The sequence below is a fragment of the Pseudomonas sp. B28(2017) genome (assembly GCF_002113025.1).
Classification (GTDB): Bacteria; Pseudomonadota; Gammaproteobacteria; order Pseudomonadales; family Pseudomonadaceae; genus Aquipseudomonas.
On the sequence record NZ_NEJH01000019.1, the window covers coordinates 41,080 to 62,182 of the forward strand.

The 21,103-nt window shown below is 58.8% G+C and carries 20 protein-coding genes and 1 pseudogene; 14 read left to right on the plus strand and 7 right to left on the minus strand.

Going from position 1 to position 21,103, the window contains the following annotated elements; translation table 11 throughout:
* Positions 1-106: 106 nt before the first annotated feature.
* Both CAF65_RS26850 and CAF65_RS26855 read right to left on the minus strand, forming a co-directional pair.
* Positions 107-880 carry a ParA family protein gene (locus tag CAF65_RS26850; RefSeq protein ID WP_085719009.1) on the minus strand — a complete coding sequence of 258 codons (774 nt, stop codon included), beginning with the start codon at positions 878-880 and terminating at the stop codon, positions 107-109.
* A 136-nt stretch (positions 881-1,016) separates the two neighbouring features.
* Positions 1,017-1,913: a LysR family transcriptional regulator gene (locus CAF65_RS26855; protein WP_085719010.1), complete on the minus strand. Its 897-nt coding sequence runs from the start codon at positions 1,911-1,913 to the stop codon at positions 1,017-1,019.
* Between the two features lie 127 nt (positions 1,914-2,040).
* Between CAF65_RS26855 and CAF65_RS26860 the strand changes: the two genes are divergently transcribed.
* The 9 genes and pseudogenes from CAF65_RS26860 to CAF65_RS26900 all read left to right on the plus strand — a co-directional run bounded on the left by CAF65_RS26860 (position 2,041) and on the right by CAF65_RS26900 (position 11,484).
* Positions 2,041-2,706, plus strand: coding sequence for an RraA family protein (locus CAF65_RS26860; protein WP_085719011.1), 666 nt, complete (start codon positions 2,041-2,043; stop codon positions 2,704-2,706).
* Between the two features lie 10 nt (positions 2,707-2,716).
* Positions 2,717-3,911, plus strand: a pseudogene (locus tag CAF65_RS26865) (pyridoxal phosphate-dependent aminotransferase).
* A 93-nt stretch (positions 3,912-4,004) separates the two neighbouring features.
* On the plus strand, positions 4,005-5,264 hold the full coding sequence (locus CAF65_RS26870; RefSeq protein ID WP_085719012.1) for a cation:dicarboxylate symporter family transporter: 1,260 nt from the start codon (positions 4,005-4,007) through the stop codon (positions 5,262-5,264).
* Between the two features lie 604 nt (positions 5,265-5,868).
* Positions 5,869-6,147: a DUF2790 domain-containing protein gene (locus CAF65_RS26875; RefSeq protein WP_085719013.1), complete on the plus strand. Its 279-nt coding sequence runs from the start codon at positions 5,869-5,871 to the stop codon at positions 6,145-6,147.
* 276 nt (positions 6,148-6,423) lie between these two features.
* Positions 6,424-7,071, plus strand: coding sequence for a hypothetical protein (locus CAF65_RS26880; protein WP_085719014.1), 648 nt, complete (start codon positions 6,424-6,426; stop codon positions 7,069-7,071).
* A gap of 107 nt (positions 7,072-7,178) precedes the next feature.
* Positions 7,179-7,385, plus strand: a complete 207-nt coding sequence (locus CAF65_RS26885) for a co-regulatory protein PtrA N-terminal domain-containing protein (protein ID WP_057396381.1) — start codon at positions 7,179-7,181, stop codon at positions 7,383-7,385.
* A 147-nt stretch (positions 7,386-7,532) separates the two neighbouring features.
* Entirely contained in the window at positions 7,533-7,985 is a 453-nt protein-coding gene (locus tag CAF65_RS26890; protein WP_085719015.1) for a thiol-disulfide oxidoreductase DCC family protein, read from the plus strand.
* 239 nt (positions 7,986-8,224) lie between these two features.
* Entirely contained in the window at positions 8,225-10,345 is a 2,121-nt protein-coding gene (locus CAF65_RS26895) for a TonB-dependent siderophore receptor (protein ID WP_085719016.1), read from the plus strand.
* A gap of 371 nt (positions 10,346-10,716) precedes the next feature.
* Entirely contained in the window at positions 10,717-11,484 is a 768-nt protein-coding gene (locus tag CAF65_RS26900; protein WP_085719017.1) for a metallophosphoesterase, read from the plus strand.
* Between the two features lie 5 nt (positions 11,485-11,489).
* Here CAF65_RS26900 and CAF65_RS26905 read toward each other — a convergent pair whose 3' ends face one another.
* Entirely contained in the window at positions 11,490-12,443 is a 954-nt protein-coding gene (locus CAF65_RS26905; protein ID WP_085719018.1) for a LysR family transcriptional regulator, read from the minus strand.
* A gap of 142 nt (positions 12,444-12,585) precedes the next feature.
* On the opposite strand from CAF65_RS26905, the gene CAF65_RS26910 reads away from it, so the two are divergent.
* Both CAF65_RS26910 and CAF65_RS26915 read left to right on the plus strand, forming a co-directional pair.
* Positions 12,586-13,764, plus strand: coding sequence for a M20 aminoacylase family protein (locus CAF65_RS26910; protein WP_085719019.1), 1,179 nt, complete (start codon positions 12,586-12,588; stop codon positions 13,762-13,764).
* Between the two features lie 48 nt (positions 13,765-13,812).
* The gene (locus tag CAF65_RS26915) at positions 13,813-15,111 is read left to right on the plus strand and encodes an MFS transporter (RefSeq protein ID WP_085719020.1); all 1,299 of its coding nucleotides are present in this window, start codon (positions 13,813-13,815) and stop codon (positions 15,109-15,111) included.
* Positions 15,112-15,154: 43 nt separating this feature from the next.
* Here the strand turns inward: CAF65_RS26915 and CAF65_RS26920 are convergent, their stop codons facing one another.
* Complete coding sequence (locus tag CAF65_RS26920) at positions 15,155-16,177, minus strand: GlxA family transcriptional regulator (protein ID WP_085719026.1); 1,023 nt, start codon at positions 16,175-16,177, stop codon at positions 15,155-15,157.
* A 120-nt stretch (positions 16,178-16,297) separates the two neighbouring features.
* Here CAF65_RS26920 and CAF65_RS26925 point away from each other — a divergent pair, with 120 nt between their 5' ends.
* Positions 16,298-16,939 carry an HD domain-containing protein gene (locus CAF65_RS26925; protein WP_085719021.1) on the plus strand — a complete coding sequence of 214 codons (642 nt, stop codon included), beginning with the start codon at positions 16,298-16,300 and terminating at the stop codon, positions 16,937-16,939.
* Between the two features lie 36 nt (positions 16,940-16,975).
* Entirely contained in the window at positions 16,976-17,857 is an 882-nt protein-coding gene (locus CAF65_RS26930; RefSeq protein WP_085719022.1) for an NAD(P)H-binding protein, read from the plus strand.
* A gap of 54 nt (positions 17,858-17,911) precedes the next feature.
* Here the strand turns inward: CAF65_RS26930 and CAF65_RS26935 are convergent, their stop codons facing one another.
* The gene (locus CAF65_RS26935) at positions 17,912-18,112 is read right to left on the minus strand and encodes a YbdD/YjiX family protein (protein ID WP_085719023.1); all 201 of its coding nucleotides are present in this window, start codon (positions 18,110-18,112) and stop codon (positions 17,912-17,914) included.
* A gap of 200 nt (positions 18,113-18,312) precedes the next feature.
* Between CAF65_RS26935 and CAF65_RS26940 the strand changes: the two genes are divergently transcribed.
* Positions 18,313-19,344 carry an NAD(P)-dependent alcohol dehydrogenase gene (locus CAF65_RS26940; RefSeq protein WP_085719024.1) on the plus strand — a complete coding sequence of 344 codons (1,032 nt, stop codon included), beginning with the start codon at positions 18,313-18,315 and terminating at the stop codon, positions 19,342-19,344.
* A gap of 54 nt (positions 19,345-19,398) precedes the next feature.
* Here CAF65_RS26940 and CAF65_RS26945 read toward each other — a convergent pair whose 3' ends face one another.
* Together CAF65_RS26945 and CAF65_RS26950 are read right to left on the minus strand one after the other, a co-directional pair.
* Positions 19,399-20,949 (minus strand): glycosyltransferase family 39 protein, encoded by a 1,551-nt coding sequence (locus CAF65_RS26945; protein ID WP_085719025.1) that lies wholly within the window; start codon positions 20,947-20,949, stop codon positions 19,399-19,401.
* A gap of 3 nt (positions 20,950-20,952) precedes the next feature.
* A partial coding sequence (locus CAF65_RS26950) for a lipid-A-disaccharide synthase N-terminal domain-containing protein (RefSeq protein ID WP_178076750.1) occupies positions 20,953-21,103 on the minus strand: 151 nt, incomplete at its 5' end.

The following is a 21,103-nucleotide window of genomic DNA, read 5'->3' on the forward strand; positions in this document are numbered from 1 at the left end:
TGTTTCGTCAGTGTTTCAGCTGCACGAGCTGCCTTTGAATCACCGGCTCCGGCCGATTTGACGCGCTGGAGGGACGGCCTTAAGGGTCGCCCCCTCAGTGATGACGCTAGGCCGCCCGCTCCAAGGTATCCAGCAATCCAAAAAACTCCCGCGAAAGCTTATGCCGAGGAGCCAAATGGATGATGGGCACTGAAACTTCGTGAGATTCGCGCATCTTGACGGAGCTGCTCAGGTAAACCGGCAGCACAGGTAAACCTTCGGCCAACAACTCATCAACGAGATTCTGGTGCAAGCCGGTATGCCCGGTGAACTGGTTGACCACTACTCCCTCTACTATCAGTGATTCATTGTGATCAAGACGTAGCTCCTCTGCCTGAGCGATGACGCGGTACAGCGCCTGGCGCGAAAAGCTGTCGCAATCGAATGGGATCAGCAATCTGTCCGCCGCCACCAGCGCACTGAATGTGTAGAAGTTCAGTGATGGAGGTGTATCGATATAGATGCGCTCGTAGTCCTCGGACAGTTCAACCAGCAGCTTGCGCAGTTTATTGATCTTGTATTTGGACTCGAGTTTTGACTGGAGGTCAGCCAGGTCGGAGCAGGCAGTCACCAAGTGAAGGTTGTCGTAAGAGGTCTCGGTGATGACCACTCGATTCCTTCTGCCTTCGAAGCCGCCGGATAGTGTCTGTCTGAAAAAGTCAGCGATGCCCGTTGGAATGCTTTCGTTGATCAGGCCTGTCAGATAGTGAGTCGAATTGGCCTGGGGATCGAGATCAACCAGCAGCGTTCGGTAGCCTTCGGCAGCACTCGCTGCGGCAAGGTTGCAGGCAATGCTGGATTTCCCAACGCCCCCTTTCTGATTGAACACAACACGACGCATAGGGTTTTCTCATCCATGAAAACGGCCAGAGGCCGACTTGAGGAAATGTAAGCTCTCGTGTCAATTCTATGACCGATATATTTCAGTTTTACGACAATAACCAAGCGGTTCGAATGTCAGCGCCTTGGCACTGCGCTTAAAGCAACAAGCGAGAAAAATCGCAGCATTGCAACGCCAGCTGCGCCACGTTTTGATTCAGCCCAAACTGCCGATCGGTACGGTACAGGGCGGCATAGCGAATTCGTGGTAACCCTGGAGTCGTGACCAACGCGCGCAACGCTCCACGCTCGATCAGGTGGGATAGGCAAGCCTTGGGCAGGTAACTCACACCGACCCCGGACAAGGTCAGCCCGACCTGCACCAGCAAGTTATGGCTGGTGATTGTCTTGGGCATCTGCACGTTATGCGAAGCCAGCCAACGCTCATAGATCAAACCAGTGCCGGACTGAGAGCCTTGGGTCAACACAGTGCAATTGGCCAAGACATCGAGACTGACCGGATCCGGGTCGGAGATCAGACTCGGTGCGCACATCCAGGCATTCTCGACACTTTTCAACGGCGTACTTACGAATCGAGCATCATTGTAGACGTCGGGAACGATGACCAGATCAAGCTGATCATTTTCCAGTTTTCGAAACAACTCACTGCTCAGTTCAACCGACGGTTCGATCTGCACTTTGGGATAGGCCTGGCGCAGCGCTTCAACCAATGCAGGCAACCAGGTCAATGCAGTGAGCTCGGTGACCCCGAGTCGAAATCTTCGCACCAGCACTTCACGCGCACTGACCCGTTCCAGCAAATAGTCGCGGCGCTCCAGCAAATCCTTGGCGTAATCCAGCAGTTCACCGCCCTTTTCGGTCAGCCGTGCGTTGCGCTTGCTGCGGTCGAAAATCTCCACATCGAAGGTTTCTTCCAGCTCCTGGATACGCTTGGAAATGGCCGACTGAGACATGTTCAGCTTGTTCGCCGCCGCTTCGAAGCTACCCAATTGGGCTATCCAGTACAGCGCGTCAATCTGCTTGAAGGTGATCATCACAACACCACATGAAAAAAAGCGATGCTAACGCATAATAAAATATCGCTAAAACTGTTTATTAATCACTCCTAAGATCGAGCCACAGCCCAGATCGGCTGCCAGCTCATACCTCAGGAGATCAGTCATGTCCTTGCCCGGTTCACGCATTCTTCCCAATTCGCCTCTCGCCACTGCCGAAGTCCTCGAAGCCTTCGCCAGCGTGGTTACGCCGCACATCAGCGACAACCTCGGTCGCCACATTGGTGCTCGCGGCCTCACCCGATACAACCGTAGCGGAAAACTGGTGGGCACTGCCCTGACCGTCAAAACCCGTCCTGGCGACAATCTGCTGATCTACAAGGCCATGAGCATGTTGCAACCCGGCCATGTGTTGGTAGTAGACGCCCAGGGCGACACGAACAACGCAGTGATCGGCGAGCTGGTCAAGCTTTACGCCCAGCAACGTGGTTGCGTCGGCTTCGTCATCGATGGCGCGATTCGTGATGTCGCCAGTTTCGACGACACCCCTTGCTACGCCCGGAGCGTCGTCCACTGTGGCCCGTACAAAAGTGGCCCTGGAGAGATCAACGTTCCAGTGTCCATCGGCGGCATGTTGATTAACCCAGGTGATCTGCTGGTCGGTGACGAAGATGGCCTTGTAGCGTTCGCCCAGGCGGATGCTGCTGAAGTCCTACGCCGCGCCGCGCAACACGCCGCTCACGAAGACGAGGTGAAAGCCGAAATCGCTACCGGGGCTGTCCGCCAAAGCTGGATGGACAAAGTCTTGCAACAAGCCGGCCTGGCCGATTGAGGGGAACAGCATGAGCACTGCATTTTTGTCTGATCGGGTACTGGGCATCGAGCCTTCACCGAGTATTGCTGCCAACGCACTGGTGACTGAGTTACGCGCCCTGGGCCGGGACATTGTCAACTTCACTGTGGGCGAACCGGGAGCATATTCTCCACGCTGCAAGTGCCGCGATGCACAGCGGTGACACGCACTACACGGCCACCACCGGCACGCTCGCCTTGCGCAAGGCTATCTGCCAAAAGCTTGAGCGCGACAACGGGCTGGCTTACGGACTCGACGAAGTTGTCGCCGGTTGTGGCGGCAAACACATCATCTATCACGCCCTGGCCGCGACCTTGAACCTGGGTGATGAAGTCATCGTGCACACACCGTACTGGGTTTCCTACCCGGACATCGCCCGACTGAACGACGCCACACCGGTGATCATTGCGGGGGACGAAACCAACGGCTTCAAGCTCTCGCCTGAAGCTTTGGAAAAGTCCATCACACCACGCAGTAAATGGGTCATTCTCAATACCCCGAACAACCCAAGCGGCGCGGTCTACAACGAAACCGAACTGCTGGCTCTTGCCGCTGTGCTGCGTAGACACCCGCACGTGCTGATCATGGCCGATGAAATATACGAACAATTCGTGTACGGAGATGCCCGGCATGTGTCTTTGACACGGTTCGCACCTGATCTGAAGGCTCGTACGTTGATCGTCAACGGGGCCTCCAAAGGTTATGCCATGACCGGTTGGCGACTGGGTTTCGGTGCAGGCCCTGCCTGGTTGATCTCAGCCATCGGAAAGCTTTTGTCCCAAACCACCACTTGCCCAAGCTCGATCAGTCAGGCGGCTGCCGTGGCGGCGTTCATTGGAGATCAGGCCCCGATTGCCGGAATGCGCGAGATTTATCAGCACCGCCGGGATCGCATGCTGGAACTGTTGGCGCCGATCACAGGGCTGAGTTTCACGCAGCCAGATGGAGCGTTCTATGTGTTCGCCAATGTCAGCGCACTGATGGGCAAAATCACACAAAGTGGCGAAGTCATTCAGAACGACTCGGAACTGGTCGCCCACCTGCTCAAAGAGCACGGACTGGCCACGGTCAGCGGTGCGGCGTATGGCATGTCACCCTACATCCGACTGTCATTTGCCAGCTCACTGGACGTCATCGAAGAAGGCTGCCGTCGCCTCAAAGAAGCGTGCCAACGATTGCGCTGACGGAATATCGCGACACCCGACAGCCACCGGACGGCTGCTCATTGACTGCCTAGAACAACACTCATAATCATTGTCATCAAATGAGGCATCCCCATGCACAAGCCCCGTATCGCGCTGGTCTGGCAAATCATGATTGGCCTGCTAGCCGGCATCGCCATCGGCGCCCTGCTGCACCGTTTTCCTGAATCCCGCCCCTGGCTGGTCGACAACCTGCTGCAACCGGCTGGCGACATCTTCATCAAACTGATGAAAATGATCGTCGTTCCCATCGTATTTTCCTGCATGGTGGTCGGTATCGCCGGTCACGGTGACGGTAAATCCCTTGGCCGTATCGGGGTCAAGTCGCTGAGCTATTTCTTCAGCATTACCACCCTCGCGATCATCGTCGGACTGGTGATTGGCAACCTGCTCGAACCCGGAGCCGGAACAGATCTGGCAAGCCTGAAGGCCGCCGCAATTACCCTGCCTACCAGCAATGGTGCCGGACATAGTCTTGGGCAGATTATTGTCGGGATCATCCCTGACAATGTGATCAACGCCATGGCCCAAGGGAGCCTGCTTTCCGTGTTGTTCTTCGCCGTGATGTTTGGCCTCGGCGTCTCCAAATTGAGCAATGAACGCAAGGAACCGGTGATCACGCTACTGCGTGGTGTTTCGGAAGCGATGTTCAAGGTCACTTCAATGATCATGGCCTACTCACCTATCGGCGTATTCGGAATGATCTCCGTGACTGTAGCCAACTTCGGTTTCAGCTCTCTTCTGCCTCTGGCCAAGCTGATTATGGTCAGCTACGTGTCGATTGCCTTCTTCGTGCTGGTTGTTCTGAACCTGGTGGCGCGATTCTGCGGGATCAACCTGTTCGCGCTGATGCGCCATATCAAGGATGAACTGATCCTGGCCTTTTCCAGCGCCAGTTCGGCAGCGGTCATGCCGCAGTTAATGAAGAAGCTTGAAACCTACGGGGTGCCGCCCTCGCTGGTCAGCTTCGTAGTGCCGGTTGGCTACTCGTTCAACCTTGACGGTGCTTCGCTGTTCCTCGGCATCGGCACCTTGTTCGTGGCACAGCTGTATGGCATCGACCTGAGCTTTGGCGATCAGGCCTTGCTCGTGGTCACAATGGTTCTGACATCCAAGGGCGCTGCCGGCGTACCGGGGTTCATGTTCGTGATTTTGTCAGCCACCCTGGCCAGTGCCGGTCTGCCCTTGGAAGGTATTGCATTCATTGCCGGTGTCTACCGATTAATGGAAATGCCAACGACCGCTCTGAACGTACTTGGCAATGCCTTGGCTCCGTTGGTGATTGCCAAATGGGAGGGCCGAGCCGCGCATTGCCTGAAGGCTATACCAGCCTGAGCTGAGAAACCCTGCCCAGGGCACTGTCTGCACGAAGTGCCTGAGGCTTCTCTTGATTGATCCACACGTTTCGGAACGCCAAGCGCCGGGTGATTTGCAGATTTCACTGACAAAGAAAAAGCCCTTCTTTGCCGCAATGCTGTTCATTCAAGACAATTTTCAGACGAGCAAGAAACCTGTGACGAGGGGCTTTTTATGGACGTTGCAAGGCTCCGGCCCGCACCACAGGAAGATTCGAACCGCTTGCACTGATCGGAATCTTTATCAGAAATGAGCGAGCTGCAATCGGCCAATACCCGATATTTCTCCCCCTGGCCCGATAGCAGTCATTTTCGGTCCATGTGCTGTCACATCCAAGCGTGAAATCTTGCGCAAAAATCTGTCATGACATGTCATGACCTCATCCAAAAACGGCGTTTGGCCCAACAAATACGGCGTTTAATGGACGAATGGTCGTAAGGCGTCAAGCACGGGGAATTCCCGGGAGCCTGAAGCCACTACAGGCGACTCAGGTGGGTACGTTCGTCGCGGTTTAGTGAACTTCGCTTTCATCACGTGTCACATTAGGTCCTCGTCAAGCGAACTTCAGAAGAGGTAAAGCCTAATGAACATCGCCACAGTAGTAAGTGCCGTAATTTCCAGTCTTGCCCCAAGTGTCTTTGACCAGAATGGCCTGCAAGAACCCGGCGCGCATGTCTCGGCCGTCGAATACCACTACGGAATGGAAATCGATGTAAAGCGGGTACTGCAGCGCACCGATACATCCGACAAGACCGGTATGGTACCGGTGACCCTGGTCTACGAAGATAGCGAAGGTGAGGTCCACAAGATCCGTTTCCTCGAATGGGGCGGAAGTCCTGCCAGTCCAACCAACATTGCCTGATTCGCTCGCCGCCAGGGTTCTGGGCCACGCCCGCCCCCACAAGCGCAAGTTGAATCTTATATGCACCCAGTGCCAATTGATGTTTTTGTAACCTGAAAGATTACATGACCGAATGATTAAAAGTTCATTCGCGAAAATCGCTATTATCTTGAGCGCATAATGCTGCCAGATTAATAAATAGTGATTACTGAATCTTAATTGCAATCAGCAACGGCAAACACCAATCAAGCCGTGCCGAGAGTCATGCTGATTCACTATTGAAGCCAAGAGGTCACCATGGAACTTAGTATGTTTTCTTCGTCCACCGTGGAATATGTTCGTTTGGGCGTTGTATATTTCCACCTAATCGCCTGCTGTGTTGCAATTGGTCTGGTCTTGACCAGTGACGTCGCAATGGTCAAGCAACTCCTGAAGGGAGATGCGTCAGGTCACCATGATGACGCGCACATGGAAAGCCTGCAAAAAACCGTAGTACTTGCACTTTGGGCTCTCTGGATTACGGGCATTGGAATTGTCGGGATCGATTATGCCGGCAAGGGGATGGAATATTTCCTCAATCCAAAACTGCAGGCCAAGATCGGGATCGTTGTACTGTTGACCTTTAACGGCTTCCTGTTGCATAGCGCTGTATTGCCGGCGCTGAAAAAAGCCGGTTCGATACTTAATCTTTCCTTCAGCCTGCGCATGCTGGCGCTGTTCTCGGGCTCGCTCTCTGCCGTGTCGTGGTTCTATGCCGCCATGCTCGGTGTTGGTCGTCCGCTGGCCTGGAAGTACTCGCTGGTCGAGTTGCTGGCAGCCTATCCGGTTCTCATCGTCGGTGGATTCGCAGCGATGGTACTGCTCACCGCCTATGCAAAAAACAAAGGCACCGAAGGGCGTCTGGAACAAGACACCTGGACCGCACGAAACGCCGCCCTGGTTTGATGGTAAAGCCAGGTTGAACAGGCAGGTTCTGCTTTAGCCAATACATACCATTATTCGTTATTTACAAATTCTAGTTATTTACCAACTCTCAACTTGAGGAAACCCAAATGAAATCCATGAAAGTTCTCTTCGTAGCCGCCGCTCTGACCGCTTCTTCCCTGGCCATGGCCACAGGTGGCGGTGATCGGACCTTCACACGCATGGAGTCGGCCCGGAAAGTCTCGATGGAAGCCTTCCAGGTTGCCCAGAAACAGAAAGCTGAAGCCGCTGTAGCTCAAAGCAAAGCCAAGGTCGCCGATCACAGCAACAGCTGATCCGTGTAGCGCGCCCGAGGCCGTCAGAAATGTGCGGCCTCAAGCCTCAAATGCAGCACCCAAGGTGCTGCTAGCGCCGGTTTAACCGAGATCCTGCTGACACAGAATCCTGTGTGTTGAATCCCCAGGCCCCTTGGAACCACGCTTATGCCAGCCTCGCATATCCGCCCCTCACCCGCGCCACTGCTCAAACCAGGAGAGACGGTCGTCTTGTTCGACGGAGTCTGCAAGCTGTGCAATGGCTGGGTGAGGTTCCTGATTCGCCATGACCGCCAGCGGCGCATGCGGTTGGCGGCGGTTCAGTCACCCGAAGGGCAGGCTCTGCTCGCGTGGGCAGGTTTGCCCGTGGATCAATTCGACACCATGGCGGTGATCCGCGACCGACACTACTGGGAACGTTCGAATGCATTTTTCGAAATCGTCGCCCAGCTTCCCGCACGTTGGTGCCCCGTGAACCTGTTGCGCATCTTCCCTCGCAAGCTTCGAGACTGGGCATACGACCGCATTGCGCTCAATCGTTATCGGCTCCTGGGGAAATACGACACATGCCTGTTGCCGGATCCTGATCATGAACAGCGCTTTTTGAAAACGCCCCTCTGACCCCCCTCAAACGCATTGACTGGATCGCCCGTGGTCGGCTGGCGTTCATGTCTGGCTACCACGGTCGGATTCCTGCGCACGACGCCACCCACCGACCATTCCTCTGAAAATACAGGCGATAGGCGAAATTGAGACGAATGTTCTGATTCGTGTCAGCCGCCTGTATAGAAATGATATGTATTTACTTACAAAAGATAATCGTTATTATTCGCGCGAAATTCACACAAAAGGTGTCCACGGTGGCTTTATCGCGCATTTACCCAGCCTCTCTGTCATTGCTGGGCGTTCTGGTCGTACCTGATCTACAGGCAGAAACCGAGCCAGCTCTGACCCTGCCGGCAACCGCTGTAAACAGCGAGTACAACGAGCAGAGCTATATGTCGACCGAGAGCAGGAGTGCGTTGAAGATCGATGCCCCGCTACGTGATATTCCGCAAACGGTGAACGTGATTCCCCAGAGCGTGATCAAGGACCAGGGCGCACAGTCGATGGAAGACGTGCTGAAGAATGTCCCGGGGATCGGTCTGTCCAATGGCGATGGCCAGCGCGATCAGGTCACCATTCGCGGCTTCAGTGCCATCGGCGACATGTACATCGATGGCATCCGTGACGACGCCCTGTACTTCCGCGATCTGTCCAATGTCGAGCGCGTGGAAGTGATCAAAGGGCCCGCAGCAGTGCTCTATGGCCGCGGCTCATCCGGTGGCCTGATCAACAGCATCAGCAAAAAGCCCAACTTCGCCCCCAAACAGGAAGTGGGCGTCAGCTTCGACAGCGAGGGTAAAAAGCGCACGCAGTTCGACGCTGGCTGGGCCGATCAACAGCAGTACGACAAGGCATTCCGGGTGACCGGTGCGCTGGAAAACAGCGACACCTTCCGCGATGACGGCTATATCGACCGCAAGGCCATTGCACCGTCGGCCTACTTCAAGCTCTCCGACGATCTGGAACTGAACCTGGGTGCCAGCTATCTGTATGACAGGCGCCTGATCGACTTCGGCATCCCGGCACGAGGCAATCGTCCGGTCGATGTGGACCGTGGCAAACGCTTCGGTGCTGCCGACCCGGACGACGACTACACCCGCAGCGAGGTGTTTTCGTTCACGGCCGGTGTCGACTACCGGATCAACGACGACTTCAGCCTGAGCAACACCAGCCGCTACTACCACTACGACCTGGATCGCAACAATACACTCGCCGATTCCAGCCCGACACGCTTCGTCACCGCTGCCAACGGCGAACTGCTGGTGAAGCTCAACCGTGGCAATGTGCAGCGCAAGGAGGATGGCTGGTTCAACCAGACCGAGCTGAAGCAACAGGCTACGCTCGCCGGGATGAACCACAACCTTCTTTATGGCGTGGAACTTGGGCGCCAGGTCAAGGATCAGTCCGTGTTCAGCCAGAACAACGTAGCGCAGGTTCCGGTGTACCGCGATGGCCTGGTCGACGTGCCGTTCCAGGCCAACCGGCAAACCGCCAAGGGCACCAATACCCAGGACACGGCCGGTTTCTACGTCCAGGATCTTATCGAGTTGGCGCCAAAGTGGAAGGCGCTGGTGGGCGTGCGTTATGACGTGTTCGACCAGGAATATTCCGACGACCTGACGCACAGCTCCCTGTCCCGAACCGATACCACCTGGAGCCCGCGAGTCGGCCTGGTTTATCAGCCTGATCAGGTTCAGTCCTATTACGTCTCGGTGAGTCGTTCCTACCAGCCTTCTGCAGAAATGTTCGCCCTGAGTACGACGAACCAGGACCTGGAACCAGAAGAGACCACCAACTACGAGATCGGCGGCAAGTGGGACCTGCTCGACAATCGCCTGGCGTTGACGGCGGCGCTGTTCCGTCTGGAGCGCACCAATATGAAAACCACCGATCCGGCGAACCCGAGCAAACTGGTACTTGCGGGTGAGCAGCGTACCGATGGTCTCGAACTGACCGCCAGCGGACAGTTGAGCGACAAATGGCAAGTCTATGCCGGTTACGCCTATCTGGATGCCGAGATCACCAAATCCAATAGCCGAACCAACGGTGTCGCCAACGAAGGCCAGACTCCGACCCTGACCCCGCGCCACAGTGCCAATGTGTGGTTGGTACGTTCTTTGACACAGGAGTGGCGTGTAGGCATGGGGGCGAACTATGTCGATGACCGTTACACCGCCCTGGATAACCAAGTGGTCATGCCGGCCTACACCACGGTAGACGCAGCCTTGCTCTACAACCTGCCGAAATGGGACATGGCCCTGCGTTTGCGTAACGTCTTCGACAAGGACTATTACGCCTCGGCGCATGGTTCCGTGGATCTGATCACACCCGGTGCACCACGGACTCTGGAGTTGAGCACCAACTACCGATTCTGAGTGCTGTCCTGATAACAAAGCCCGGTAGTGCGACACTGCCGGGCTTAATGAGGGTTCATCACGGATTACCGGGGAAGATTGGCGTTGGCGTTGGTTTTGTGAGTTGTGAGCTTATCCATTTGCCGAGGTGATTCAGCGCCACACTGGCAAATGGATAAGCTCGCAGCACTCACAGCTACAGAGCAAAAAAACTTTCCCGACAATCCGAGAAGAACCTAAATGAGATGGTCAGCCTGACCGAGAAGCCCTGCAGGTTTACGCTTGCAGGGCTTTTCACGTTTTCGTTTGGCTGACCAGCAGGCGCTTGTGACAACGGGCTATCAACGCGTAACTTGAATGACCTGCCCTTCGAAACCAGCCGGAGTTGATCAATGCGCATCGCCTTGCTGTCCGACATGCACCTGTCCGTCAACGCAATTCCTTTTCCCGTCGTGGATGCCGATATTGTCGTGCTCGCGGGGGATATCGCCCGGCCGGCCAAGGCCATCGAGTGGGCCAAGGCATGCCCGGTTCCGCTGGTATACGTGGCGGGCAATCACGAGTTTTACGGCAGTGACCTGGTGTCCACCTACGAACAGTTGAACAGCCTGGCGCAAGGCACGCAGATCCACGTTCTGGAGCGTTCGGAGTACGTCCACAATGGCGTGCGTTTTCTCGGTTGCACATTGTGGTCTGACCATCGTCTGCTCGACAGCGCTGAAGACCGGGCGCTGGGTATCGATATGGCGACCCGACTGATCCGTGACTTCAGCCACATCAAGATCGCCCCCGATTTTCCAGACCTGTTCACGCCCGCCATTTCTCAGCTGGTGTTTCTGCAGACGGTCGCCTGGCTGGAGGACTGCTTCACCCGCGACAGCCGCATCACCACGGTGGTGGTCTCCCATTTCGCCCCGACACGGTCGAGCATCGGTCCGGCGTTTGCCGGCTCGCCGATCAACTCAAGCTTTGTCTCGGACCTCGAAGCACGAATCAAGGACTGGCAGCCGGCACTGTGGCTGCATGGCCATACCCATGGCAGTTTTGATTATCGGGTGGGCAACACCCGCGTGGTCTGCAACCCCCGGGGCTATGCCAGGAATGGCATCAACGAAAATCCTGATTTCAATGACACCTTCGTGATCGATCTGGCGCTCTGAGCCCCTCAGATCAACAGTTCCAGCGTATCGAACAGCTCGACATCCTCCGGCCGTGCCGACCGGGCGCGGCGCCGGATGACCTGGAACAGGCAGTCGACGAAGCATTGTGCGGCCACACCCAACTGGGCGTTGCGCCCGGTGACGATTCCGATGGTGTCGGTGGCAAAGCTCTCCTCCAGAGCCAGGCGCCTTACCCGTTCGCGGTAGCCCGGGATGGTGAGCATCGGCTCCGGAAAGTAACTGAGCATGTCGGTCTGCTCGACCAGTGCAAGCGTCAGCTGCGGTGAATGCGCGCGGTGGATGTGCTGCATGTCGATCTGCGCGCCGTGCTGCCAGAACAGCTCAGTCATCAAACCTTCGTGGTTGGCATCCGGGTAATTGACCACCCAATCCTGGTCGAGCAATTCGTGGATGGAGCGGCTTTCACACAACGGATGCCCATGGCGGGCGACGACGGCCATGCGATACGAAAAAATCTGCTCGCTGACAAACTCCGGGCGCGGCAATAACGAAGACACCAGCCCCACCGCAAACTCCATGGTGCCGTCGCGCAAACGTGGCAACGTCACCGCCATCAAGCCTTCGAAAATCTCCAGGCGTACCCGTGGCATGCGCTGGCGGAACAGCGTCACGACTTCGGGCAACAGGGTCATGCCCATCCACGGCGAAATGCCGAGGCGCAACTGCCCCTCGGCCTGATCGCTCAGGTGTGCCAGTTCCAGTTGCGCGCGTTCGAGTTGGCTGAGCATCTGCCGCGCATGCTGCAACAGCGACAGACCGTAGGTGGTCAGCACCACACCGCTGGCATTGCGCACCAGCAGCGGCAGGTTCAAGTGTTCCTCCAGCTCGCGCAAAGCCTTGGCCACTGCCGTCTGCGACACCCCCAGTTGCCGCGCCGCCGCACGGATGCTGCCGCAATCGGCAATCATCACCAGCGCCCGCAATTGATGCAGCTTCATCCCTTCCTCCTGATGCACCGGGTGTAAACCAGCGGTTTTCAGCCCAGCTTTTTTGCGACTGCCGCGGCATTCGCCAACTCATTAGCATCGCAGGGTATCAGTCCAACAGCCGAAAACGACCAATAAAAACGAGGAAAATCTGATGATCGATTTGCCCGCCCTGCCCGGCATTAGTGCGCTCGAAGAAGAGATGATCGCCCTGCGCCGACACCTCCACGCCCACCCGGAATTGAGCTTTGAAGAGTTCGCCACCGCCGACCTGGTGGCAGGCAAACTCCAGGCCTGGGGTTATCAAGTGCACCGGGGCCTGGGCGGCACCGGCGTGGTCGGGCTGCTGCGCCGAGGCACCAGCGGCAAGACGATCGGCCTGCGAGCGGACATGGATGCGCTGCCAATCATCGAACAGACCGGTTTGCCCTACTCCAGCCGCCACGAGGGGGTGATGCACGCCTGCGGTCACGACGGGCACACGGCAATGCTGCTGGCGGCCGCCCGCTACCTGGCCGAGAGCTGTGAGTTCGACGGCTCGCTGGTGGTGATTTTCCAGCCCGCCGAGGAAGGCGACGGTGGTGCCCGGCGCATGCTCGATGACGGTTTGTTCGAGCTGTTCCCCTGCGATGCGGTGTTTGCGATGCACAACATGCCGGGGCTGCCGACGGGCAAACTGGGTTTCCTCGCCGGTCCGTTCATGGCCTCGACCGATACCGTGAGCATTCGGGTCGACGGCGTCGGCGGTCACGGCGCCATGCCGCACAAGGCCGTTGACCCGGTGCTGGCCGGCTCGGCCATCGTCATGGCGTTGCAGAGCATCGTCTCGCGCAATGTCGCGCCGCTCGACACCGCTGTCGTCACCGTCGGCGCATTTCATGCCGGGATTGCGGCCAATGTGATTCCCGATCATGCCGAGTTGCAACTGAGCGTGCGCGCACTCAAGGCGCAAGTACGCGACGAGCTGATTGCACGGATCACCGCCGTGGCCGAAGCCCAGGCGGTGAGCTTCGGCGCACGCGCCACGGTGACGGTCGATGAGGCGCAACGTTTTCCGGCACTGTTCAACCATCCCGACAGTACCGGGTTCGCCCGGCAGGTAGCGCTCGATTGGGTAGGCGAACAAGGCTTGATCGCGAACATGCAGCCACTGACCGGCAGCGAGGATTTTGCCGTGATGCTCGAGCACTGCCCAGGCTGTTACCTGCTGATCGGCAACGGTGATGGCGAAGGCGGCTGCATGGTGCATAACCCCGGCTACGACTTCAACGACGACTGCCTGGCGACGGGTGCGAGCTACTGGGTGCGGCTGGTCGAGGCCTTCCTGGCCTGATCCCTCAAAAACCTGCCGGTATCGCCCTCGTCTTAAGGAGTTCGCCCCATGTCCACTCCCCTTTCTACTGCCCTGCCCGGTGCCACTGCTGCCCGTCGGCCGATTGGCGCAAAAGCCATCGCCGCCATCACCATCGGCTCCGGTCTCGAGTTCTATGATTTCTCCGTCTACAGCTTCTTCGCCACGCTCATCGGTCGCCAGTTTTTCCCGGTCGAGAGCACGCTCGGGCAATTGTTGCTGTCGCTGGCCACGTTTGGCGTCGGTTTCGGCATGCGCCCCATCGGTGGCCTGGTGCTGGGGGCCTATGCCGACCGGGCCGGACGCAAACCGGCGATGATGCTGACCCTGTGGCTGATGGCACTGGGTTCGCTGTTGTTCACCATAGCCCCCACGTATGCGCAGATCGGCTTCTTCGCGCCGCTGATCATTGTGCTGGCACGCTTGATTCAGGGCTTCGCCATCGGCGGTGAAGTCGGCGCCTCGACGGCGATGCTGATGGAATACGCCGATGACAAAAGCCGTGGTTTCTATGGCAGCTGGCAGCTGTTCAGCCAGGGTTTGAGTTTTCTGCTGGGGGCACTCGTGGCGCTGGCCCTGAGCTCGACCTTGTCTCCCGAGGCGTTGGAGAGCTGGGGTTGGCGGGTGCCTTTTGCCTTGGGAATGCTGGTGATTCCGGTCGGCATTTACATCCGTCGCCACCTCAAGGAAACCTCCGCCGAACCAGGTCACGAAGCCGTATCCAGCATCCGGGTGATCTTCAGCGACTATCGTCGCCTGATCGTGACTGGCGTGCTGTTGGTGATCGGCAGCACCGCGTCCAGCTACATCGTGCTCGATTACATGACCAACTACACGGTCACGGTGCTGCACCTGCCGATGACCATGGGCACCACCGCTGCTTGCCTTGGTGCACTGGTGCAGATCAGCCTGTCGATCTGGGCCGGCCGGCTCAGCGACCGGATCGGCCGGCGCCGCACCATCGCCCTGGGCAGCATTCCCATGCTGTTGCTGATCTACCCCGTGTTCATCCTGATGAACCGGTTTCCGACACTCGGCATGTTGCTGGCCGTCTCGTTGCTCACCACCTTGTTGCTGGTGTTGATCACAGTGCCAACCCTGGTGTTGATCACTGAACTGTTCCCGCGGGCGATTCGTGCCACCGGGTTGTCGATCATCTATTGCCTGGGCGTCTCAGTGTTCGGCGGCTTCGCGCAGTTCTTCGCTACCGGGCTGATCGGCTTGACCGGCAACAACAACGCCCCGGCGCTGTATGTCATGGCGTGCCTGTGCCTGACCCTGATAGGGCTGGCGCTGGTCAAGGAAACGGCCAGCAAGCCCCTCGACTAGGCCGCAGGTTACGGGAAAGCCCGGTGCGAAAGCTTCGGGCGCTCTACCCCGCGTCTGGCGCGAAACGTTGCGCGTACTCTCTGGGGCTCACGCCAAGGCGCCGGACGAAAACCTTCCTCAGCACGTCGACGCTGTGATAACCGCATCGGCGTGCGACCTCTTCCATCGAGCGCCCGCCCAGTTCGAGCTCCCGGCAAGCCGCTTCCAGCCGAACGTCTTCAACGTACCTGGCCGGCGTGGTCTGCAATTCCCGCTGGAAGGTCCGTATCAAGGTTCGGACGCTGGTGGCAAAGCGATCCGCGAGGATTTCCACGGTCAGTTGTGAACCCAGGTGTTCGCTGATCCAGTGGCGCAGCTCATCCAGATTTGAACCGGGGACCTGCTGCGATTGCAGGGCGACACTGAACTGCGCCTGCCCACCAGGACGGCGCAGGAACAGCACCAGGTTTTTCGCGATGTCCAGCGCGGCGTCATCCCCCAGGTCTTCGCTGACCAGTGCCAGGGCAAGGTCGATGCCCGCCGAGATGCCGGCCGAGGTATAGACGTTACCGTCCTTGATCCAGATCGGATTCGGATCGACCTGCACCTTGGGATAACGCTCGGCCAGGTCCCGCGCCATGCGCCAGTGAGTCGTCGCCCGGCGCCCGTCCAGCAGGCCTGTGCCAGCCAGGGCAAACGCACCGACACAGATCGAGCACACCCGACGTACGCTTTGTGACCTCGTGCGAATCCATTCAATGGCCGCCCCGTCCAGTTGATCGATGGCCTGCCAGCCCGTCGCCACGATCAGCGTGTCGATGGACTTGTTGGCACGGCGCTCGTGATCAAGGGTCGTGTGGGCCATGAGCCCGATGCCGGTGCTACTGGCCATCTGCGGGTCGCCACCCGCGCAGACCAGCTCAAGTACATAGGGTGCGAACGCTCCCTCGTGCAGAGTGTTCGCCAGGGAAAACACCTCGGCCGGGCCGATCACATCGAGCCCGTCCACGGGTGGCAGGCCCAGTATCACGATGCGTTTTGGCGTGTGGCCAATCGATGGCTGGCCGGGTTTTGTCTTGTGGGTCACGGCTGACTCCTGCACGTTCAAGGCGCCAATATTGGCACAAATCATCTGGAAATAGTCAATTGTGCCACCCGGCAAATCCCTAGAGTGAACGTCAAGTCATCTTCATCCCCGGGAGGCAACATGAATACACCCATCAACATCGGCGGCTTCAGCGCGCCAGACTCCGAGCTGGCCCGCAGAGCCGCTGCGCTCGTGGAGCGCGTCCACTCCAGGGCGCTTTTGCATCATGTGCACCGGACGTGGTGGTTTGCCGAATTCCTCGGCCAGCGCCGGGGCTTGCAATACGACCGGGAAACGGTCTACCTCGCGGCACTGCTGCATGATCTGGGGCTGACGCCCGAGTTTGCCGCCGACCAGCGCTTTGAAGTCGATGGCGCCGATGCCGCCCGTCGTTTTCTCCTGGCCAACGGTTATGCGCAGGCAAAAGCCGAACAGGTCTGGGATGCGATCGCCCTGCACTCCAGCGCCGGCATCGCCGACCGCAAACAGCCGGAAATCGCCCTGATCTATCTGGGTGCCCATGTCGATGTCATGGGGCTGCACCTGGATGAAATCACCCCCTCGCTGGTCGACGACACGCTCGCGCTCTACCCCCGCATCGGCATGAAAGCGGCCTTTACGCAGGCCATTGCCGAAGTGGCGAGGAAGAAACCCCATACGGCCATTGGCACCGGGCTCGCGGATGTCGGGCGTCGCCACATCCATGGTTTCGATTGCCCGAATGTCTGCGACCTGATCGACAACGCGCCCTTCGACAGCTGATCCAATCCAATCGGTTTTTTACAGAGAGACTCGACCATGCAGCCACATACCTACCTCATCACCGGGGCAACCGGTAAAACCGGCGTCCATACCGTCCGCCATCTGCTCAATGAAGGTCATGCGGTGCGGGCCTTCGTGCATCAGCTGGACGAACGCAGCGCCGCATTGCAGAACGAGGGCGCGGAAATTGTTGTTGGTGACCTGCTGGAACATGACGACATTTTGCGTGCCATGGATGGTGTGACCGGCGCTTACCTGTGCTACCCGGTTCGCCCCGGCTACATTCAGGCGACCGCCTACTTTGCCGATGCCGCACGGCGCGCAGGCGTCGAGGTGGTGGTGGAAATGTCGCAGATTTCCGCCCGGGAAGACTCCCTGAGCCATGCCGCCCGCGACCACTGGATCGCCGAGCGCGTGCTCGACTGGTCGGGCGTGCCTGTGGTGCACATTCGCCCGACATTCTTTTCCGAATGGCTGATTTTTCCGTGGGTACTGGATCAGATCGTCAAGGAAAACAGAATAACGCTGCCGTACGGTAACGGGCGGCACGCACCGATTGCCGCCGAAGACCAGGCCCGTGTGATCACCAGGTTACTGACACAGCCGTCCGGTCATATCGGCAAGACCTACCCGCTGTGCGGCCCGGTCGAACTGAGCCATGGGCAAATCGCCGAGGAAATCAGCGCCATCGTCGGCCGCACCATTACCTACAGTCCGTCGACGCTGGAGGAATATCGCCAGCACCTGCAGACCTACGATCTGCCGGAATTTGTCATCCAGCACTTCCTCGCGGTGGCTGTCGATTACCAGAACGGGATCTTTGCCGGAGTGGATGGCGTGATCGGGCAGATCACCGGTCAAGCGCCGCAAACGGTGGCTGGCTTCGTACGGGCCAATCGCCCCTTGTTCGGACAGTGACCGTGGCGGGCGTATGCGCAGGCCACAAAAAACCCGCGCATACGTCCAATGCCCTCAACAGCACCGAGTATTGCACTTGCCCCGGCCAAAACGCGCTTCCTGGCGTTCGCGGAAAAACGCCTCATGACTCATGACCGGCTCGCCCGGATGGTTGCGGGCCATCTGCGCCACGTAGTTGTCGTACTCGGGAACGCCGACCATCAGTCGGGCGCTCTGGCTGAACAGTCTGGCGACCTGCTGCAATTTGCGGAACATGGCTGATCTCTCTGTGAACGTCGGACCTGGGCCATGAAACCGCGCTCATGTATCTGCATTGTGTCCACATCGGGCGCCTTTGTATGTTCAAGTATCCGGGATCGTACCCGATGGAACGCCGGCAACCCGCTACACTTTCCTCGCTCCGCCACTGCACCCGAGCGGCCAAGAACCCCTGACTTCTGATCTGGAGGTGTCCCATGAGCGATAGCAGCGAACTCACTACCTTTACCGGCTGGGCCGCCACGGCAGCGGGCGCGCCACTGGAACGCTACAGCTACGATCCCGGCCCGTTGGGAAACGATGAGGTGGAAGTCGCCGTGGAGTACTGCGGCGTCTGCCACTCCGACCAGTCGCTGATCGACAACGATTGGGGTATCAGCCACTACCCGTTCATTCCCGGCCACGAAGTGGTCGGCCGTATCGTGCGGCTGGGCGCCCAGGTGCACGGCCTGGAGATGGGGCAAAGGGTGGGCATCGGCTGGTACAAGGGCAGTTGCATGCATTGCACCTCATGCATCGAAGGTTCCCATAACCTGTGTCGCACCGTGCAACCGACCATCATCGGCAGCAACGGTGGCTTTGCCGACCGCATTCGCGCGCACTGGGCCTGGGCCCTGCCGATTCCGGACGGGCTCGACCCGGCGCTGGCCGGGCCGTTGTTCTGTGCTGGCTCGACCGTGTTCAACCCGCTGGTGGAATTCGGCATCAAGCCCGTTGACCGGGTCGGCGTGGTAGGCATCGGCGGCCTCGGTCACCTGGCGCTGCGCTTTCTCAACGCCTGGGGCTGCGAAGTCACGGCGTTCACCTCATCGCTCGGCAAGCAGGACGAAGCCAGGCGCCTGGGCGCGCACAAGGTGGTCGCCTCGACCGACACCGATGCACTCAATGCCATAGCCGGCACCCTGGATTTTCTCCTGGTCACCGCCAACGCCAACCTCGACTGGACCGCCATGCTTGCCACCCTGCGCGGCAAGGGTCGCCTGCACTTTGTCGGCGTCGTGCCCGATGCCATTCCGGTGCACGTGTTCAACCTGATTCCCCAGCAAAAAGTCCTGTCCGCCTCACCGGTCGGCTCACCCGCCAACACCGCTACCATGCTGGAGTTCTGCGCACGCCATCAGATCCTGCCGCAGGTCGAGATGTTTCCCATGAGCCGGATCAACGAAGCCATCGATCATCTGCGCAGTGGCAAGGCGCGCTACCGCGTGGTGCTGGACGCCAGTCAGTGACAGGCGACGAACGAAGAGAAAGGGCCGCTTTTTCAAGCGGCCCTTTTTTGCTGCTCAGGGATTGGCCACCTGCGCCGGCTGCGCTGGCATATGCGGGTCATTCCAGGTGAACCGATACGCTTTGCTGGCTTCTTGCGGCAGGCATTTGCCGGTGTCGGCATCCGCGCCCACGATCGACCAGTTCGCCCGGGAGTTTTCGCCCAGTTCACGGGCCGCTTCGGGTTTGAAGCACTGGTTCAGTACGTCATCCGGCACCAAGGCGTAGGCCTTGGGGTGTTCGCGCAGGTACAGCGCGGCTTTTTCAATGGACGAATAGTCCATGCCGAAATGCACGATCGGCTGACGGGCAAACAACCAGTGCCCCTCTTCCCAGTTGACCAGCACCAGATCGGCGCCCTGGGTCATGGTCGCCGCCTGCGTCATGAGCACCTGATCGATGTTGGTGCCTTCCTTGAGCGGTTCGATGAAACCACGGGCGAACCACAACGCGAACCAGGTCGCCACCAGTGCCGGGAACACCCGGCGCAAACGCGGGTGCCTTTTGAACCAGCGCTTGAGCATCCACGGAATCAACGGCGCGGCGACCAGCACCAGCCCAGGCAGCGCCGGGTAAATGTACAACTTGCGCTTGCCGCTGCTGATGCAGAAAAACAGCACCACCAGCGCTACCCAACCGAGCAATACCAGGACCCGGCCGTCACGTTTTTGCAACTGACGGCGCCAGGCGGGCACCAGCCATGGCAGCACCAGCACCAGCGGTAGCCAGTACTGCGGAATCACGTTGGTGAAGAAGTACCAGAACGGTTCGCGGTGATGCCACGCGGCGGCATAGCGACCCGCGGTCTGGTGCAGGAGGATCTCCCGCGCATAGGCCACTTCGTCTGCACTGCCATTGAAGAGGATGGACAAGGCCAGGGGCAGCAACCAGATCGCAATCGCCGCGAGCATCAGCGCCAACCCCAGCAACCACTTGCGCGCCTCGCCGGGCATGGCCACCACACCGGGCCAGCCTTTGCGCACCGCATAGGCATAAGGAATCAGCAACAGCGCCGGCAGAAAACCCACGCCCTTGGTGATCACGCCGATGCCCATGGCCGCGCAGCCCGCGTAGAACCAGCGCCACGCAGGTCCCAGCAGCAGGTGTCGCGCCAGACCGTACAGGCCCAGGGAAGTGAACAGAATCAGCAGGCTGTCGATCTGACCGGTGCGCAGGATGCTGTAGGTCTGGTATGTCGCGAGGAACAACAGCGCGGCGTTGCGCCCGGTACGCTGGGTCCACAGGCGACGACCCAGGTCATAGACCATCGCCGTGACCGTCACGGCCGAAAACAGGCCCGGGATATAAAGGGCGATGTTGGGCTTGCCGGTCAGCCAGGTGAAGAACGCCACCGTCCACATGAAAATCGGCGGCTTGTCGCCGTAGATCTCGGCGGCCCGGTGCGGGATCAACCACGAGCCGTTTTGCAGCATCTCCAGTGCGACGCCGAGGAAACGCTCCTCATCCACATTCTGGGCCTGGCGCAGCCCCATTCCCGCACCGATCAGCAACAGGGCAAGCAGCATCAGGCCCAGGCATTCGACCCTGGGCGACAACGAACTACGCATGGTTTATTCCTTCACGCTTCTGCTTTTGGCAATCAACTGCAGGTTGCGAAAATACACGAGGGAGCCAAACGCCTGCCCGGCGATGAACACCGGGTCCTGGCGGTAAATGGCATAGGCGAGCAGCAAGGTGCTGCCAACGATGCTCAGGTACCAG

Excerpts from the sequence above, each read along its gene's own strand:
- CAF65_RS26905 (WP_085719018.1), bottom strand. The coding sequence starts at position 12,443 with ATGAAGCTGCATCAATTGCGGGCGCTGGTGATGATTGCCGATTGCGGC.
- CAF65_RS26915 (WP_085719020.1), top strand. The coding sequence starts at position 13,813 with ATGTCCACTCCCCTTTCTACTGCCCTGCCCGGTGCCACTGCTGCCCGT.
- CAF65_RS26935 (WP_085719023.1), bottom strand. The coding sequence starts at position 18,112 with ATGTTCCGCAAATTGCAGCAGGTCGCCAGACTGTTCAGCCAGAGCGCC.
- CAF65_RS26900 (WP_085719017.1), top strand. The coding sequence starts at position 10,717 with ATGCGCATCGCCTTGCTGTCCGACATGCACCTGTCCGTCAACGCAATT.
- CAF65_RS26910 (WP_085719019.1), top strand. The coding sequence starts at position 12,586 with ATGATCGATTTGCCCGCCCTGCCCGGCATTAGTGCGCTCGAAGAAGAG.
- CAF65_RS26860 (WP_085719011.1), top strand. The coding sequence starts at position 2,041 with ATGTCCTTGCCCGGTTCACGCATTCTTCCCAATTCGCCTCTCGCCACT.
- CAF65_RS26870 (WP_085719012.1), top strand. The coding sequence starts at position 4,005 with ATGCACAAGCCCCGTATCGCGCTGGTCTGGCAAATCATGATTGGCCTG.
- CAF65_RS26850 (WP_085719009.1), bottom strand. The coding sequence starts at position 880 with ATGCGTCGTGTTGTGTTCAATCAGAAAGGGGGCGTTGGGAAATCCAGC.
- CAF65_RS26875 (WP_085719013.1), top strand. The coding sequence starts at position 5,869 with ATGAACATCGCCACAGTAGTAAGTGCCGTAATTTCCAGTCTTGCCCCA.
- CAF65_RS26890 (WP_085719015.1), top strand. The coding sequence starts at position 7,533 with ATGCCAGCCTCGCATATCCGCCCCTCACCCGCGCCACTGCTCAAACCA.
- CAF65_RS26945 (WP_085719025.1), bottom strand. The coding sequence starts at position 20,949 with ATGCGTAGTTCGTTGTCGCCCAGGGTCGAATGCCTGGGCCTGATGCTG.
- CAF65_RS26940 (WP_085719024.1), top strand. The coding sequence starts at position 18,313 with ATGAGCGATAGCAGCGAACTCACTACCTTTACCGGCTGGGCCGCCACG.
- CAF65_RS26880 (WP_085719014.1), top strand. The coding sequence starts at position 6,424 with ATGGAACTTAGTATGTTTTCTTCGTCCACCGTGGAATATGTTCGTTTG.
- CAF65_RS26925 (WP_085719021.1), top strand. The coding sequence starts at position 16,298 with ATGAATACACCCATCAACATCGGCGGCTTCAGCGCGCCAGACTCCGAG.
- CAF65_RS26855 (WP_085719010.1), bottom strand. The coding sequence starts at position 1,913 with ATGATCACCTTCAAGCAGATTGACGCGCTGTACTGGATAGCCCAATTG.
- CAF65_RS26930 (WP_085719022.1), top strand. The coding sequence starts at position 16,976 with ATGCAGCCACATACCTACCTCATCACCGGGGCAACCGGTAAAACCGGC.
- CAF65_RS26885 (WP_057396381.1), top strand. The coding sequence starts at position 7,179 with ATGAAATCCATGAAAGTTCTCTTCGTAGCCGCCGCTCTGACCGCTTCT.